This is a genomic window from Rheinheimera sp. (assembly GCF_036782235.1).
Taxonomy (GTDB): domain Bacteria; phylum Pseudomonadota; class Gammaproteobacteria; order Enterobacterales; family Alteromonadaceae; genus Pararheinheimera.
This window is the reverse complement of record NZ_DAIPZL010000004.1, coordinates 56370-72198: the sequence shown is the minus strand read 5'-3', so window position 1 is coordinate 72198 and position 15829 is coordinate 56370. Positions and strand designations below refer to the sequence as shown.

Sequence of the window (15829 nt, the reverse complement as noted above, 5' to 3'; positions counted from 1 at the left end):
TGCGGGTTTTCCAGGCTTTTATACCATGCAAAAATTGCCGCTGTTGTAACCACTTGTCGCGAATCATACTTTTCTGTAGCGTTGATGCATATTGGAATGAAAGACGGAAAAACCACGCTTTTAATTGTAGTTTTTCCCGTTGATTAAGTTGTTAGGAGTAATAGTCAATCATGGAAAGTATTTTTGGATTTTTTGAAAGTTTATTTAAAAACTTCACCTGGGGAAGGCTGACATTTATTGTACTGACGTTTCTCTTGGCTGCGGCCTGTTTATTGACATATGAATCCTACACAGGTTATTTGAAGCTAAACAGAATCAGTACCGAGCTTAAGATAATCAACGAAATTGTGGAGTTAGAAAAGAAAATAGAAACTCTTCCTGAAAAATCTCCGAGCAAATTGTATTTTAACAGGCTTATGGTAGAAGCCGAGAAAAGCCCCATGGAGTTCAAATTTCAGCCAGGATTTTCATCTTACAAATTTGAACGACTATCATATCAAATCGCGCCATGGGCGCTTTTGCTTGTACTTATATTCCTTACCACTTCGAAGGGTAAAGGTTCTGCATTAGCAGGTGTTACGATGATTGGAAGTCCTTTCGTTATTCTTGGCTACAACCTCCCTGAATTCGAAAAATCTTGGATCGTAAATTATCTTTATCCTTGGGGGACGCTTTTATTAATTTTAATGATGATACTTTGGTGGCAAAGCCGACAAAAGAAGTAGGATAGGGTCACATCTCGCATTTTGCCTTTACGATAAATCGCCATCAATCATCACAACAAAAACCAACAACCGGGAACTGCGGAGTGAGCATTCAAGAGTGAGCGCGGGAGGCGCGAACGGGCGAACGCAGTAGTTGCCGGTGGTTGGTTTGTTCGTTCGTGCAGAGCTTTTGTTTTAGTGAATATAAATTTCATTATTAATCAGAATGCTACCCTTGTGCTTTTAAAAATGTCTGCAGGCAATAAACCGGGGGACATCTCGTTTTTTGCCTTTTACGATAAATCGCCATCAATCACCAGAACCGTCAGGGTCAGGCTTTGCATTTTGCGAGCTCTGGCCTTCATCCCCTGATGCTAAGGTTTTTTCTTTTTCTGTAGCGCTGGCATTGCCACTGGCCACACACATTTGTTTTGCCAAAGTCGCCGTTTATGTGCGGCGATATGCATAGCTTGGCGTGGGTACTGCCCTTTCCGCCTGATGATTCGTCTGCTTCGTGATAATTATGTTAATCTGCGCGCCTTTTTTAGCATGCTGTAGCTGGAACCCGTGCAAGCAGCGGATGCCGCAGATTGAGTAGTGTGATGACAAAAAGCCAAACCTTATCAACCCAAAGCTGGATGTTAGTGCTCAGCCTGATGTTGATTGCCCTGACGTTAAGACCTTCAATGGCATCTATCGGGCCTTTATTGCCGCTGATGCAACCTGAACTGCATTTATCTTTTACGCAGGCGTCGTTATTAACCATGTTGCCGGTGCTGGCGATGGGGTTGGGCATCTTTTTTGCGCATCAGCTGGTGGTGCGTTTTGGCGTTTACCGGGTGATCTTCTGGGCTTCGCTGGCAATTGCTGCGGCCACAGCGCAGCGTTATTGGGCTGTTGGCGCTTTGGATTTAACCTTAAGCGCTATCCTGGCCGGTTTAGGCATTGCGATGGTGCAGGCCGTGGTGCCTGGTGTGATTAAACAAAAGTTTACCAGCCAAGCGCCGTTAATTATGGGTTGGTATATTTCTGCCATTATCGCCGGCGCCGCCTTCACTGCGTCGTTAGCGGCCTTTTGGGCAGACTGGGCACAAAGCTGGCGGCTGGCGTTATCCGGCTGGGTGTTGTTGTCTGTATTGGCGTTAATGTGCTGGCGTTTGCAAAAAGGGCAGATCGCCGCTTTACCCGTTGCAAAAACTGAGCAAAAACCGCTGAGTTTTCGCCGTTATGGCCGCTCCTGGACTTTAGCTTTGTTTTTCGGTCTGGTTACCTGTGCTTTTACCTGCGTACTCGCCTGGTTACCTGCTTATTATGTCGAGCAGGGCTGGACTGAACAAAAAAGTGGTTTGCTGCTGGGTTTATTACTTTGTATGGAAGTGGTGTCAGGTTTTATCAGCCCCTGGCTTGCCAGCCGTAATACAGACCGTCGTCCCGTGTTGCTGGGGTTATTAGTGCTGATGGCGCTGGGTTTTACCGGTTTAGTGCTGGCTCCGGCTATGGGGTTGTTATGGGCGTCTTTATTAGGTTTAGGGATAGGCGGGCTCTTTCCATTGTCGTTAATTGTCGCGATGGACCATCAGTATCAGCCCACTGCGGCGGCAAGCCTGACCGCTTTTGTACAGGGCATAGGTTATACGCTGGCGGCTTTTTCGCCGTTATTGGCCGGATTTATCCGCGATCTTAGCCAAAGCTTTAGTATCAGCTGGTTATTGCTGGCGGCTATGGCCGTGCTGTTGATGGGTATGGCAAGCCGTTTTAATCCAAAGTTTTATCAGAGCAAATTTTAACTGGCGTTGTTTCATCGTTCCCCGCTTTCAAAGAACACACAGAATGGGGCACATCTTGCGTTTTACTCTCATGTTGATGACTTTAACTTTTGATAACCAATGCACTTTGGTTATTCAATTAAAAAGTTGTATTTATAAATAAGGATAATTATTTTTTTTGGTGCTATTAAGTTTGATTTAAATTTATAAAATTCCTGAATCTTTTTCTGTTTTTACTGTAATCAGCTTAGAAGCATCGGCAATAAAGTCTTCCAGGCTATTTTCAGTTTTATAGCCTGAGCCAGAGACCCAGAAAATGTTGTTTTTATAAGATAGGCAGATTTTAAAGCTGGAGCTTTTATTTTTTATGATGATTTCATCATATGAAAACTTCTCACCGTTAATTATTGCAAAGTCTTTTTGTAGTTCTAATTCACAAGATGCCTTCTTCAGAAAAAATCCCAACATATCAAATAAAATATAAATACAGGCGGCGCTGCCAGCGAGCAAAATAAAATAATTCATTTTATATATGCCACCATCCCCGGCAGGACCCCAGACAAATATACGAAAATATGCATAAAGAGTTGCCAATGGAAACAACAACATCGGACCCTTCTGGGTCATCCAGTAAAAAAAAGACTTCTGCAAACAGAATTTCATCTAAATAACTGTTCCAATTAGTTCTCGTTTTTCTAATAAAATAAGCAAGTTAGCTAAAGCTCAGCCCATAGTACTGTATTTCGCCTGATGCTCCCCACTTAGAAGCAACAAAAGGCGTAAATTTTACGGCAATAGCCACCAGCAGCTGCAATTATCACTCGCCGGTTTCTTTACTCTGGCTTTTATCCAGGGCGCGCATAATGTCGCGCCAGCTTAAAATGCCGATGGGGGCGGAGCGGGCGTTCACCACCGGAATACAGGACACGCCTTGTTGGTTAAATAGTGCCACTGCATCCATCACACTGTGTTGTGCAGTTAAGCTCAGCGGTTTGCGATGCATCAGCTGATGCACTTTTTTATTTAAGGTGGCTAAGTCGCGGCTGGTTTCGGCGGCAGTGCCAATATGAGGGCTCAGGCCTTTAAACAAATCACGGTCGGAAATCACCCCCACCAGCGCACCTTGTTCCACCACCAGAATATGGTGAAATTTCACCTTATCAAAAATACTTTTGACCACTGCCAGGGTGTCGTCGGGTGAAACACAGACCGGGTTGGTACTCATTAATTTTGCTACTGTCAGCATCTGCGCCCCTGCTCAGCCTGAGTCATTCTGTATTGCACCATAATACAAAACCACGGTTTTTTGTACGCCAGCCCTGCGGCAGCTATGCTGTTGGAGCTGAGTTTTTGGGCTTTAGGCTGAGCCTCTTTGCCAAAAACTAAGAATATTGGCGCTGTGGGGTGGCGAATGATGTAGAATGCCGCGCTTGTAGCCGCTTGTGCTTTGCCACCATTTCCTGAGAATTCCGATGAAAAAAACCTTCGCTTTAAGCCACGACAAACATCAACCTGCCCGTTTGGTGGATTTAATTAAACATGAGATTAAAAAATACCTGAACCGCGAGCGGCGCAAAACTTTGCCACAAGGCACAGACTACTGGACCTTTGATTGTCGTTTTGGCGCGTCAAAAGATGTCGCAGAAAAAGTTTTTACCTCGGAAATTAACAAACATATCGACGCAGCGCTCGCTGCACAGTGGCCGTCTTTTTATATTGAAATTCTGGCCCGTGCTGCCCAGCATCAGCCACGTGCTGGTGGTGACAACAACAACAACGCTTAACAGCTTAAAAAAACGGCAGTGTTTTTTGATAACACTTCCGGTATTTTTTACTTAGCCGCCAAAGCCTTAGCAGTTTTATCCTGTGGCAAAACGCCGGCAGGTAAAAACAAAACTCTGCGCCAGCGGCAAAATGCTGTATATTTCGCCCCCAACTTTTTGGACTGTAGCCATTCTACAGAGGATTTTTTATGCAATTTTCATCTTTAGATTTAGCATCAGACTTACAGCGTGCGCTGCAAGAATGCGGCTACAGTGACATGACACCGGTGCAGGAAAAGGCCATAGTGCCGGCGCGCCGTGGTAAAGATTTACAGGTAACAGCCCAAACCGGCACAGGTAAAACCGCCGCTTTTGCCGTGCCACTGTTACAGCGGATGTTAGATAACCCCAAAGCCACAGTGGAAAAACGGCCACGGGCGCTGATTTTAACGCCAACCCGCGAACTGGCTGAACAAATTGCTGAAGCGGTAAAGGCTTATGCCAAATATTTGCCACTGAGTGTCACTGCTTTATATGGTGGCGTTAAAATGGGCGGTCAGGCCAATAAGTTAACTGCCGGTGTGGATATGGTGATCAGCACCCCTGGCCGTTTGTTAGAGCATATGGCGCTTGGCAATGTGATTTTAAGCGACGTGGAATTTGTGGTGCTGGACGAAGCCGACCGGATGCTGGATATGGGTTTTAGCGCCGATGTGCTGAAACTGATGCAGATGACGGCCAATAAACGTCAGACACTGCTGTTTTCTGCCACGACTTCACCTGCGGTGAACGAGCTGTCGCATAAAATTCTGCATAACCATCAGCAAATTAAAGTGACCAAGGTCAACAGCACCGCCGACACTGTGCACCATGTGGTCTATGCGGTGGAAGAAAGCCGCAAAATTGAATTGTTTGAGCTGTTGCTGAACGAACAAAACTGGTTCCAGGTGCTGGTATTTACCAGTACCAAAGAGCAGGCCGACCGTTTATTGGCCGGTTTGCAACAACGCAAAATTAACGCCGCTGTCTGCCATGGTGATAAAAGCCAGGGCGCACGCCGCCGTGCCATTGCTGATTTTAAATCGGCCAAGCTGCAGGTGCTGATTGCGACCGAAGTAGCGGCCCGCGGTTTAGATATTCAGGGCCTGGACTATGTGGTGAATTTTAACCTGCCATATTTGCCGGAAGATTATGTACACCGTATTGGCCGTACCGGTCGTGCTGGTGCTGCAGGCAAGGCACTGTCTTTTGTCAGCCGCGAAGAAGAGCTGACACTGGAGCGGATTCAAAAGCTGATTGGCAGCAAAATTGAACGTATTATCCAGCCGGGTTTTGAAGTCAGTAACCGCGAGTCGTTGTTAAAAAGCATCTCCCGCAAAATAGTACCGGGCCGTGCCAATAAAAAGTCGGAAACTGTGATTGAAGCGCCTGCGGCCAAAAATAAAACCAAGCCGAAAAGCCAGGCTAAACAGCCTAAAGCCACAGCTGGCCGAACTAAGGCTTTGAAGGGGTAATATCGTTTTTTACTTTCAGTGTTTTTGTGAAAAGCCAGGTTAAACCTGGCTTTTTTATTGCTTTGTCGCTGGGTCTTGCCGGGGCCTTTTTTATATAAAAATTATCTTGGTAAAGCCAAACTCAGTGCGGACGCACTGAACTCCTGGGCGTTATTTAGAAATCTGCATAAAACTTGCGCTCAATTAATATTTTTCTAATTTAAGCCACTACACTGATCCGATATGAATGAGTACGGTAAAAGGCCCATGCATGGATAACGCCTGCAGTCTTATCGCGTCAGCACCTGCCAGACATTTATTTGCCAGCCAGCCGGAACATGCAGACCGGGTCACTGGGCACTCCTTCCCAACGCAGGCCGCAGCACAACGTATTTTGCAATTATTACCCGACATTACACCACAGCAACTGGTGATGCATGTGGGCGCTGGCTCAGGTTATTTCAGTGCCATTCTGGCCAAAATGGCGGCCCGGGTTTTTGCCATAGAACGTAATGACTTGCTGGCGCGTACCACCTGTGAACATTTTCATGCATTAAATATCAGCAATATTGAGGTTATAGAATTAGATGCCAACTTAAGTACGCCCTTATGCGGCCAGTGTCAGTTGATTGTCACCACCTGTATCTTAACCAGTTTTGATCATCTGTTGCCCGTGCTGGCTGAACGGGGTTTTTTGGCAACTCTGGAAGATGACAAGGACCATGTGTCTAATCTGGTGTTGTATCAAAAGCAGCAGGGGCAGTTGCAGCGGTTAAATAATCTGGGTTGGGTTGATTTCAGCCGCCGTTTAGCCGACATGGTGATTGATTTAGGTTATGTCGACGATGCAACCTTGCAGGCCGCTAAAAATGATGCCCGGAAAAATGCCGAACCGCTGATTAATGCGATTAACCGGATTAAACAATTAAAAAACCGCGCCCTGTTTGAAGCTGTTGCCAAAGAGCGGCAATTAGCCTTACTGGATTACGAAAGCCTGATCCAGCAGGTGGACGCCTCTTTATTCCGCCAGTTTTCGCGGATTTTTCTCGATCGCAGCCATGCCTTACCGGTCAATATTAGCAACAACAAACTGCTGGTGGTTACAGACGATCCGGACGCCGACTTTGCCGAGCTGGCGGTGATGAACGGCAATGGCCATATCAGCCTGGCCTTGCTGACCCCGGAAGACTTCAACAGGTTATGGACCCAGCTTGACGTCAGTACCAAGGCACAGTATCGCGCCCAGTCTGAACAAATCAAAAGTACTGAAGAAGCTAACGCCGATAGCAAACCCAACCCGGTCAATCCTTATCTGGTGTCCTTGTATGATGCGTTATTGATGGAAGCCATCAGCGAGCATGCCAGTGATATTCATATTGAGTGTTATCAGCAACGCACCAGGATTCGCCTGCGTATTGACGGTGACTTACAGGACATCACCCAGTTTCAGGTGTCGATGGCGGATTTAGCCGGCCTGATTAATGTAATTAAAATCCGCGCCGAACTGGATATTGGTGAACGGCGTTTGCCGCAGGGTGGCCGCAGTCAGGTCAAGCATGGCCAGCATCAATATGATTTGCGTATTCAAACCCAGCCTTCATTACATGCCGAACATATTGTGATCCGGCTGTTAAAACAAACCGGGCGCGCCCTGAGCATGACAGATTTGGGCATGTCGGCGCGTGTCACCGGCATGTATCAGCGCTTACTGAATAACCCCGCCGGCCTGGTGCTGGTGGTTGGCCCCACAGGGTCGGGCAAATCCACCACCTTATACGCCGGTTTGCAATTGCTGGCAGAAGATGGCAAACGCAAAGTGATCACGGTCGAAGATCCGATTGAATATTCAATAGATAACATTCAGCAAACCCGGGTGAGGGCTGATATTGGGTTTGATTTTCCGGATGCATTACGGGCTTTTGTACGGGAAGACCCGGATGTAATTCTGGTGGGGGAAATACGGGACCACGCTACAGCGCTTGAAGCGGCAAGGGCATCACAAACCGGGCATCTGGTGTTATCCACCTTGCACTGCAACGATGCGGTAGACGCTATTCAGCGCTTGCGCGATCTGGAAATTCATCCCAATTCTATTGCCAGTGAATTACTGGCCGTGATGGCGCAGCGGCTGGCAAAACGTATCTGTCCACATTGCAAACAGCAGACAGAACCCGATGCGACTATAGTTGCAGAGTTATTCCCCGATGAAGTACCGGCCAATTTTCGTTGTTTTGCAGGCCTGGGTTGCCCGCGCTGTAACGGCAGAGGCACCCATGGTCAGGTGGCAGTCTTTGAATTTATGCTGGTGAATACCGACATCCGTAATGCCATTTCACAACAAAAAACCGCCACCGAATTGCGCTGGCAGGCGCTGGATGCCGGCATGATCACCATGCGCGATAGTGCGCTGAATCTGGTGGTTGAAGGTGTGATCCCGCTCAGCGAGTTACCCAAAGTGCTGCTGCAGGAGCGGATGGCTCCGGAAAACCGCGGTGGAGTGAGGTCATCCTTATGACAAAAACGGCACAAAAATTATCAGCGGAGCAAACTTATGCCCGTGAGCTGGATCAACTGCAACAGCAGGACACAGCGCCTGTGCCTCCCGGTTGGGCTATGTCGGCTATTGCGGTGGAGCGTTTTATCTGTGGTGACAGCGCCAATGGCATCAGCCGCAAATTTGTCGCCGAAGCAGGGGTGGTTACCCGTATTATTTTGTCGTTATGCACCCAGCGTGGCATTTTGCTGACCGGCTCTCCCGGTACCGCCAAATCCTGGTTATCTGAATTGCTGGCCGCCGCTATTAGTCGTGATTCAACCCAGGTGATCCAGGGAGGCGCCATCAGTAACCTGAGCCAGCTGCTGTATAGTTGGAATCCACAACTGATGCAGCTGCAGGGCCCAAGCCAGGAAGCTCTGGTGAGTACTCCCCTGTACAGAGCCATGCGCGATGGCAAAATTTTGCGTTTTGAAGAAATTACCCGCTGCCCGCAACCTTTGCAGGACGCTGTGTTGTCTATTTTATCTGAGCGTATTCTGGTGGTCCCGGAACTGCCCTCAGCCCAAAGTACCCTCTATGCTATGGCCGGTTTTAATATTGTGGCCACCGCCAACAGCGTGGATGAAGGTATTCAGCGTATGAGTTCAGCACTAAAACGGCGGCTGAGTTTTGAGCATATAAAACCTATCCGTCATCTGGATGATGAAGCAGAAGTGATACTGCAGGAGTGCAATAAACTGATGGCAGTCAACCAGATCAAAGTGGAACCGGCGCCTGAGCTGATCCAGGTGCTGGCGACCATTTTTCACGAGCTACGCAATGGCCAGACGCTGGATGGGCGCAGCACCGATCGGCTGGCGGGCGCCACTATGTCAACCGCCGAAGCCGTCAGTGTTGCCCATGCCATTTATACCCATGCTTATTATTACCAGCAAAGCCGCCCTGATGCGACTTTGCTGCTGCACGTGCTGTTGGGTTCAGCCTTAAAAGACCAGCCCAAAGACAGGCGGCGGTTAAAACACTATGTGGAAACCGAATGCGCCGACCGTCAGGGCGAATACTGGCAAAGCTTATATCAACAAAGACACTTGATCTAATTGGAGATTTTTATGCTGAAAAACAATGACAAGCTGTTAGTTTGTTATCGCAGACTATTCATTAACGATGAAAATCGCTTTTTCCTGGGCACCGTAGATGAATACGACAATGGTCTGGTTAAGATCACCGGGCACAGCTTTCTGCGCGACGGCATTACCGGGCAAATGGCGGAAAAATCCAGCCAGGCGACCAAAATTTTGTCAATCAGTGCAGGTTCGCTGATTGTTTATCTGTTACCGGATAGCGTCGATATAGACAAGCTGCACTTTTCACAACAAAAGTTGAAGATCTGTCTGACGGACGGTCAGGATTTTAGTCTGGATTTAACGGAAAAGTCGTTGCGAACCAGCTAAACCAGCCGCGTTAAAAACACAACCTTATGCAGATTTAGTCTGGCTGTAACAGGCTTTGCCATTGCCGGCAAGGGCTGGTTGCAGCCTGGTACTGAATAACCTGTGCGCTGAGCCGGAATAAGGAACATGCTTGCGTTGCCTGCGCCCTGAAGTTAAGGTGGATTTTTCTAAATCGCGTTTGTAAAGAACAAACAAAAGTTAGGATGAAGTGTTGGTGCAGGTTGAATATGTAGCATTATTGGTCACTGGCACTTCGATGAATGAAGCTGTGCATCGGGTTTTGCCTGCCGACAGTCAGGTGCGGTTTATCCGCGTCGATAACAGCCTTGACGCTATTGCTGTGCTGAAGCAACAGGCTGTTCATCTTATCATCTCTGAAATTGATATTGGTTCTATCGACGGCTGGCGCCTGGCAAGACTGGTTCGTGCCAATGTGCTCAAGTGTGATGAACACACCCCATTTATTCTGCTCAGCTCAACCTATTGTGAACGGATCACCGAAACCACGGCACGGGCTTATGGTATTAACCTTGTGGTAGCAAAACAACAGCTGGCGGAGTTACCCCACTATATCAATCATTTATTGCCAAAAGCTGCACATACTCAAAGCCGGCAATGCATTCTGGTGGTGGAAGATGAGCCGGATATTGCTGAACTGGCACGCCGCATCCTGCAGCCCAATTATGATGTGGTAATTGCGGCCTCAGGCCCACAAGCGCTGGTTTGTTTTGCTGAGCAGGAATTCACGTTGGTATTGCTGGACGTGATGTTGCCTGGCTTGAATGGTCAGCAAGTATTGGCGGAAATAATGCGGCAAAAACCACAACAATCTGTGGTGGTGATGACAGCGCATGGCGGTATTGAAATTGCTGAGCAGATGATGCTGCAAGGCGCTGCCGATTTTGTTAGTAAACCCTTTAGGGCGGAGCAGTTGCGGCGGGTCATTGACGTGGCCACCCAACGCGAAGATTTTCTGGTGAGTAATGAGCAGTTTAAACAAAAAGTTGAGCAGCTCGCGGGCAGCGAGGAGCGCTACCGGGCCTTATCTCTGGTTCATCAGCGGGTATTGGACCATGTCTCTACAGTATTGATGGAGTTAGATCCGGCCGGGAACATCCGCTTTGCCAACAAAGCCTGGTACGACTTGGTGGCTGGCACCGGTCTGCAGGAAACAACCAGGCTCGGCAGTTTTTTACATCCGGCCGATCGGGTGCTGTTTGAACAACAGTTACAGTCCTTGTGTCATGGGCAGGCGCAGCAATGGCATATTGAGCTGCAATTGATGGTGCCGCTATGCTGGGTCGCGCTGAATATGGCACAGCTGCCGGATCAAATGACAGGTGTCACTGTTACTTTAGAAAATATAGAAGAGCGCAAACGTGCCGAACAAGAGCTACAGCATCTGGCGATGCACGATCCGCTGACCAGTTTATATAACCGCCACTTTTTTGACCGGGAACTGATCCGGCTGGCAGGTCAGGCTTCTGCTGAAAATACACATGCTTTACTCTATATCGACCTGGATCATTTTAAGGTGATTAACGATTCCCATGGTCATTCGCATGGTGATGCCATATTGCGTGAGGTTGCATTGCGGCTGGCAAAAGAGCTCAGTGCAACAGATTTGCTGTGCCGGGTGGGTGGCGATGAGTTTGTGGTGCTCACCCAATATAAATCCATGCAACAAGCCGTTGAGCTGGCGGAGCAGTTATGCCAGCAACTGCAAAACCGGCCTTACACTTTAAAAGATAAAGTGTATTCACTTAGTTGCAGTATTGGTATCAGCCTGATTGATGGCAGCATGTCAGATGCACAAATCTATCTGCAACAATCTGATATCGCTTTGTATGTTGCCAAAGACAAAGGCCGGAACAGGGCGCATTGTTACAGTGTGCAGGATGCGGCAAGCCATACACTGCAAAATTCATTGCAATGGTCACAACAACTGCGCGAAGCCATAGTGCGTGACCAAATTGTGCTGCATTTTCAGCCTGTGGTCTGTGTCAAAACCAAAGCCGTGGTTTATTTTGAAGCTTTGGTGCGTCTGAGTCTGGCCGACAGACTGGTTTATCCGGGCGATTTTATCCAGGCGTTGGAGCAGGTTGAGGACATTAACCTATTGGATCATCAGGTGATTGCCAAAACTATCGCCATGATGAGCCGGCATCCGGTGCTGAAAAAAGTGGCCATCAATTTGTCTGCGCAGGCGTTTCGGGACGAACGGCTGGTACCGCTGATTGAGCAAAAATTGCTGCAATATCAGGTGTCACCAAATCGTATCGTGTTTGAACTGACTGAAACGGCCAGTTTAAACAATATCAGCGGCACCTATGCCATGATTGAACAGTTAACCAGGTTGGGCTGTGAGTTTTCGATCGACGATTTTGGCACAGGTTTTAGTACCTTCAGTTACCTGAAACAGTTGCCGTCCGGCAGTATTAAAATTGACGGTTCTTTTGTCAGAAATATGCATCAGGACAAAATGGATTTCACTTTAGTGAAATCTATGGCGGAAATCGCCACCGCACTTGGCCGTAAAACTGTGGCCGAATTTGTCGAAAATGCGGACATTTTTGGCATGTTGACACAGCTTGGCATCGATTACGCTCAGGGTTACCACATCAGCAAGCCGCTGCCGATAGAACAAATAGAAAAAACATTCTAATACAATATCTTAGATATACTGCTTGCTGTTATTTTGACCAACCCTGTGATATACCCATGGCTGGGGGAAATGAACTCCCATGACTTTTTAAAAGGTATATCAAATGCACGATCAGATGATTGAGCATGGACAGCTGATTGACAAGGAGCAAGTGACCTATGCAGATCTCGTCGTTGAGTATCTGAATTTATTAGGTGTTGACTATGTTTTTGGCGTGCCGGGCGGCGCCATTGAACCGCTGTTTAACGCACTGGCACGCAGTGAGCGCCGCGGCGGTGTGCGTGCAGTGGTGGCACGGCACGAAGCCGGTGCTGCTTTTATGGCTGATGGTTATGCCAGAGAAACCGGAAAATTAGGTGTTTGTTGTGCCACCACAGGCCCTGGGGCGACCAATCTACTGACCGGTGTCGCCAGCGCTTATGCCGACAATGTGCCAATTTTAGTGATCACCGCCCAAACCCCCTTACCTAAGTTTGGTCGGCGTGCCTTGCAGGATTCTTCCTGTGCAGCCATTGATATTGTTGGCATTTTCCGCCATTGCACCCGCTACAACTCGCTGGTCAGCCATCAGGAACAACTGGAAAACAAACTGATAGCAGCGGTGATGGCGAGCAGTCGTATTCCGGCCGGGCCCGTGCACATTTCGATTCCTTCTGATATTTTACGGACCGAAGCAGGTTACCTGCCCAAAGTCAGGCCTGAATTATTAACCCAGCAATTTCAACTCTCCGACAGAGTGGCGCTGGAAAAACTGATTCAGGAGCTGTCACAGGCAAAACACATAGCGCTTTTTATTGGGGATGGTTGTAAGGATGCGTCCGGCAGCATTATGCAGCTGGCCACTTTGCTTAATGCACCTTTTGTTTCCGGCCCTATGGGCAAACGCTGGGTGGATGAAACTCATCCGTTGTATCGGGGCGTTTTTGGTTTTGCCGGACACAGCAGTGCCGCCGAGTTATTGGCTGACAAAGAAAACAAGCTGGATTTGGTGCTGGCGATAGGCGCTGCGCTTGGTGAGCTTGGCACCAGTGGCTGGGCGGAAGAGTTAATTAATCATAAGCTGATCCATATTGATTCGAGCGTTGAGCATTTCACCCGTTCACCAATGGCCAGGCTGCACGTCTGCGGTTCTTTGCCGGTGATCTTTAAAAAACTGGTGGAGGAAGTTCGCCAAGCCCAGCTGAAGTGGGGTAAATGCTGGCCAGAATTTGGTGCGGTACCTCCACTGAATGCCTTGGGTGGCCGCAGCCTGTGGCGCGATAGCATGGCGATGGAACACCGTCAGACGCCGTTAAAACCACAAAGCCTGTTTTGTTTGCTGGCCCGCATCTTGCCTGAAGGAACCCGGTTTTTTGCCGACGCCGGCAACGCCTGGGCCTGGGCTATTCATTATTACCAGCGTGCTGAATCTAACGGTAAATTCCATATTGCGATGGGATTAGGCGCTATGGCATGGGCTATAGGTGCTGTGATTGGTTCTGCGCTTGGTGATACCACAGGGGCGGCGCACGTTTGTGTGACAGGTGATGGCGCTTATCTGATGAGCGCGCAGGAGATCACTGTCGCCAAACAGCAGCAGTTGCCAATTTTGTTTATTGTGCTGAACGATGGGGTGCTGGGCATGGTGATGCATGGTCAGCGGCTGGGGAACGCAGAAAAAATAGGTTTTGAACTGGGCGCGGTGGATTACGCTGCGCTGGCACAGGCGCTGGGCGTGGATTCTGCGGTGATCACCAGTGCAGAGCAACTGCTGGCGCTGGATTTTTCCGCTATTTTTCAGAAACAAGCGCCAACGCTGCTGGATATCCGGATTGATCCTGAGGAAATTCCGCCGATGTTATCGCGCATCCAAAGTCTGCAGAACCAATCGATGACTCCGGGCGGTTAGCCGGGGAAGGCATAAGCTGCGGTATGGCAGCAGATACTTAGTCAATTAAAGGAACAGTGCGGGCAGGATGCCCCTGATAGCTGATATCGGCACATTGTAAAGCCAGAAAACTGCGTTCAGTCTGATCAAGTTGATCAACGTAACAAGCCATCACACCGCTGGCAACACAGAGGTTTTTGATGCGGTACACTTCATCCGGACTGAAACCCTGATCGGACATAAAAGCGGCAGTGTAGCCGCCAATATTAATGCCCATGCCAAAAGTCGCCAATAAGTAGTCTGACAGCTGATTGGCCAGAGTCAGGTGCGGGCCATCGGTAAAACCCAAAGCTGCTGTCATGCGTCTGTGGGGTTCAATGCGTTCGTCGTGGCGGGCCACAGGACGGGCAAAACCAATAATGGCCGGTTTGCCGTGTTTGAGCGGTACCCTGGCCACCAGTTGTTCAATGCTTACACCTTGCTCAACCTCAAGACGCGCCTGTTGAATAAATTCCATCGCCAGTTTTGAGGTAAGGCTGCCGCCGTAAGCGCGGGAATCTGCAGCCAGACAACCAGCGGCTGTGGCTGCGGTCGGACTGCTGTGTAATTCACCGGCAAAGGCGCCAATCTGGTTACACCAGATACGTGCATCCGGATAGCTCATCACCATAAAATTGTTTTCCAGCCAGCAACCAAGCTCAGCGCTAATCAAACGACCTGTGGCATTGAGCACCAGCACCTGCATGTAACTTTTTTGCAGGAACAAGTCATTGAGCAGTGAATATTGCCGGATTTGTACATCCTGACCGCCAACCCATTTACCAATGCGGCTGACAATATGGCCACGGCGGGAATCCCACAACGCCAGTTTATTCGACTTGTTGGTATTCATAATCTTCGTCCGCGAGTAAAGGCGAGGCGGTAATGGGCCTGTGTGTTTGTTCCATACCATGCGCCAGTAGCCCAGGTGCACGCAGCAGCTGAAATAAACCAATACTTTCACGTTGGCCAATGCCAAGGTCGAGACAGGCTGCGGCACAAAGCCCCACATCCAGAATACCCTGTTGTTGGGGTTGCCACTGTTGTTGTAATTGCCGGCATAAAGCGAAAGCCGGGCCTGCTGCCGGTAACAGTGCCAGCTGCTGTAGTATGTCAGCCATCAGCGGATCCGCCTCCCCATAAAGCTGACCAAATCCTGCGGGCGGCAGCTGATTGTCTGAAGTGCTCCCGTCCAGTCGCTGTTTCAGCGCTTGCCAGGCGGTTGCCACAGCCACAGCACCCTGACGTTCTCCGCCCAGTACCTGCATGCCAATAGGTAATAAATGTTCAGGCCGCGCTTTACTGACAGCCGCCGTCATCACAGCTCTGGTGGCCGGATGGCGGGGGCCGGCATTACATAAGGCAATTTGCAGCTGTTGTAACAACTGCGCCTGTGCAGCATCTGGCAATTCGCCGGTCAGCAATAAAAACAACAGATCGGTAAAACTGCGTTTTTGCATCAATTCCAGTAAGTCATAACCACAGATACGTTGTTGTACCGCCAGATAAGGATTGTCCGTTGCCGCAATCTCCTGAGTAATGCGGCTAGTGCTTTGTGCGGCATAAACAAAATCCTTGTTCATG

The 15829-nt window shown here is 48.9% G+C and carries 13 protein-coding genes; 9 read left to right on the top strand and 4 right to left on the bottom strand.

Annotated features, from left to right (window positions below; genetic code table 11):
* Positions 1–170 precede the first annotated feature (170 nt).
* On the top strand, positions 171–725 hold the full coding sequence (locus tag V7P87_RS06085; protein WP_333796635.1) for a hypothetical protein: 555 nt from the start codon (positions 171–173) through the stop codon (positions 723–725).
* A gap of 581 nt (positions 726–1306) precedes the next feature.
* Positions 1307–2491, top strand: coding sequence for an MFS transporter (locus V7P87_RS06080; RefSeq protein ID WP_333796634.1), 1185 nt, complete (start codon positions 1307–1309; stop codon positions 2489–2491).
* A gap of 183 nt (positions 2492–2674) precedes the next feature.
* Here the strand turns inward: V7P87_RS06080 and V7P87_RS06075 are convergent, their stop codons facing one another.
* Both V7P87_RS06075 and V7P87_RS06070 read right to left on the bottom strand, forming a co-directional pair.
* A complete protein-coding gene (locus V7P87_RS06075; protein WP_333796633.1) occupies positions 2675–3079 on the bottom strand; it encodes a hypothetical protein in 405 nt (134 codons plus the stop codon).
* 208 nt (positions 3080–3287) lie between these two features.
* A complete protein-coding gene (locus tag V7P87_RS06070) occupies positions 3288–3716 on the bottom strand; it encodes a CBS domain-containing protein (RefSeq protein ID WP_333796632.1) in 429 nt (142 codons plus the stop codon).
* 226 nt (positions 3717–3942) lie between these two features.
* Here V7P87_RS06070 and V7P87_RS06065 point away from each other — a divergent pair, with 226 nt between their 5' ends.
* The 7 genes from V7P87_RS06065 to V7P87_RS06035 all read left to right on the top strand — a co-directional run bounded on the left by V7P87_RS06065 (position 3943) and on the right by V7P87_RS06035 (position 14227).
* Complete coding sequence (locus V7P87_RS06065) at positions 3943–4254, top strand: DUF6172 family protein (protein ID WP_333796631.1); 312 nt, start codon at positions 3943–3945, stop codon at positions 4252–4254.
* Between the two features lie 188 nt (positions 4255–4442).
* The gene (locus V7P87_RS06060; RefSeq protein WP_333796630.1) at positions 4443–5747 is read left to right on the top strand and encodes a DEAD/DEAH box helicase; all 1305 of its coding nucleotides are present in this window, start codon (positions 4443–4445) and stop codon (positions 5745–5747) included.
* Positions 5748–5997: 250 nt separating this feature from the next.
* Positions 5998–8241: an ATPase, T2SS/T4P/T4SS family gene (locus V7P87_RS06055; protein WP_333796629.1), complete on the top strand. Its 2244-nt coding sequence runs from the start codon at positions 5998–6000 to the stop codon at positions 8239–8241.
* On the top strand, positions 8238–9320 hold the full coding sequence (locus V7P87_RS06050; protein WP_333796628.1) for an ATP-binding protein: 1083 nt from the start codon (positions 8238–8240) through the stop codon (positions 9318–9320). The genes V7P87_RS06055 and V7P87_RS06050 overlap by 4 nt, the downstream gene beginning before the upstream one ends.
* A gap of 12 nt (positions 9321–9332) precedes the next feature.
* Complete coding sequence (locus tag V7P87_RS06045; RefSeq protein ID WP_296294124.1) at positions 9333–9674, top strand: hypothetical protein; 342 nt, start codon at positions 9333–9335, stop codon at positions 9672–9674.
* A 214-nt stretch (positions 9675–9888) separates the two neighbouring features.
* A complete protein-coding gene (locus V7P87_RS06040; RefSeq protein WP_333796627.1) occupies positions 9889–12339 on the top strand; it encodes a GGDEF/EAL domain-containing response regulator in 2451 nt (816 codons plus the stop codon).
* A 103-nt stretch (positions 12340–12442) separates the two neighbouring features.
* Entirely contained in the window at positions 12443–14227 is a 1785-nt protein-coding gene (locus V7P87_RS06035) for a thiamine pyrophosphate-binding protein (protein WP_333796626.1), read from the top strand.
* Positions 14228–14264: 37 nt separating this feature from the next.
* Here the strand turns inward: V7P87_RS06035 and V7P87_RS06030 are convergent, their stop codons facing one another.
* Together V7P87_RS06030 and V7P87_RS06025 are read right to left on the bottom strand one after the other, a co-directional pair.
* Positions 14265–15098, bottom strand: coding sequence for a hypothetical protein (locus V7P87_RS06030; protein WP_333796625.1), 834 nt, complete (start codon positions 15096–15098; stop codon positions 14265–14267).
* Complete coding sequence (locus V7P87_RS06025) at positions 15076–15828, bottom strand: hypothetical protein (protein ID WP_333796624.1); 753 nt, start codon at positions 15826–15828, stop codon at positions 15076–15078. The genes V7P87_RS06030 and V7P87_RS06025 overlap by 23 nt, the downstream gene beginning before the upstream one ends.
* Position 15829: the final 1 nt, after the last annotated feature.

Coding starts and splice junctions, on each gene's coding strand:
- V7P87_RS06045 (WP_296294124.1), top strand. CDS start 9,333: ATGCTGAAAAACAATGACAAGCTGTTAGTTTGTTATCGCAGACTATTC.
- V7P87_RS06085 (WP_333796635.1), top strand. CDS start 171: ATGGAAAGTATTTTTGGATTTTTTGAAAGTTTATTTAAAAACTTCACC.
- V7P87_RS06070 (WP_333796632.1), bottom strand. CDS start 3,716: ATGCTGACAGTAGCAAAATTAATGAGTACCAACCCGGTCTGTGTTTCA.
- V7P87_RS06065 (WP_333796631.1), top strand. CDS start 3,943: ATGAAAAAAACCTTCGCTTTAAGCCACGACAAACATCAACCTGCCCGT.
- V7P87_RS06060 (WP_333796630.1), top strand. CDS start 4,443: ATGCAATTTTCATCTTTAGATTTAGCATCAGACTTACAGCGTGCGCTG.
- V7P87_RS06075 (WP_333796633.1), bottom strand. CDS start 3,079: ATGTTGTTGTTTCCATTGGCAACTCTTTATGCATATTTTCGTATATTT.
- V7P87_RS06030 (WP_333796625.1), bottom strand. CDS start 15,098: ATGAATACCAACAAGTCGAATAAACTGGCGTTGTGGGATTCCCGCCGT.
- V7P87_RS06080 (WP_333796634.1), top strand. CDS start 1,307: ATGACAAAAAGCCAAACCTTATCAACCCAAAGCTGGATGTTAGTGCTC.
- V7P87_RS06025 (WP_333796624.1), bottom strand. CDS start 15,828: ATGAACAAGGATTTTGTTTATGCCGCACAAAGCACTAGCCGCATTACT.
- V7P87_RS06055 (WP_333796629.1), top strand. CDS start 5,998: ATGGATAACGCCTGCAGTCTTATCGCGTCAGCACCTGCCAGACATTTA.
- V7P87_RS06035 (WP_333796626.1), top strand. CDS start 12,443: ATGCACGATCAGATGATTGAGCATGGACAGCTGATTGACAAGGAGCAA.
- V7P87_RS06050 (WP_333796628.1), top strand. CDS start 8,238: ATGACAAAAACGGCACAAAAATTATCAGCGGAGCAAACTTATGCCCGT.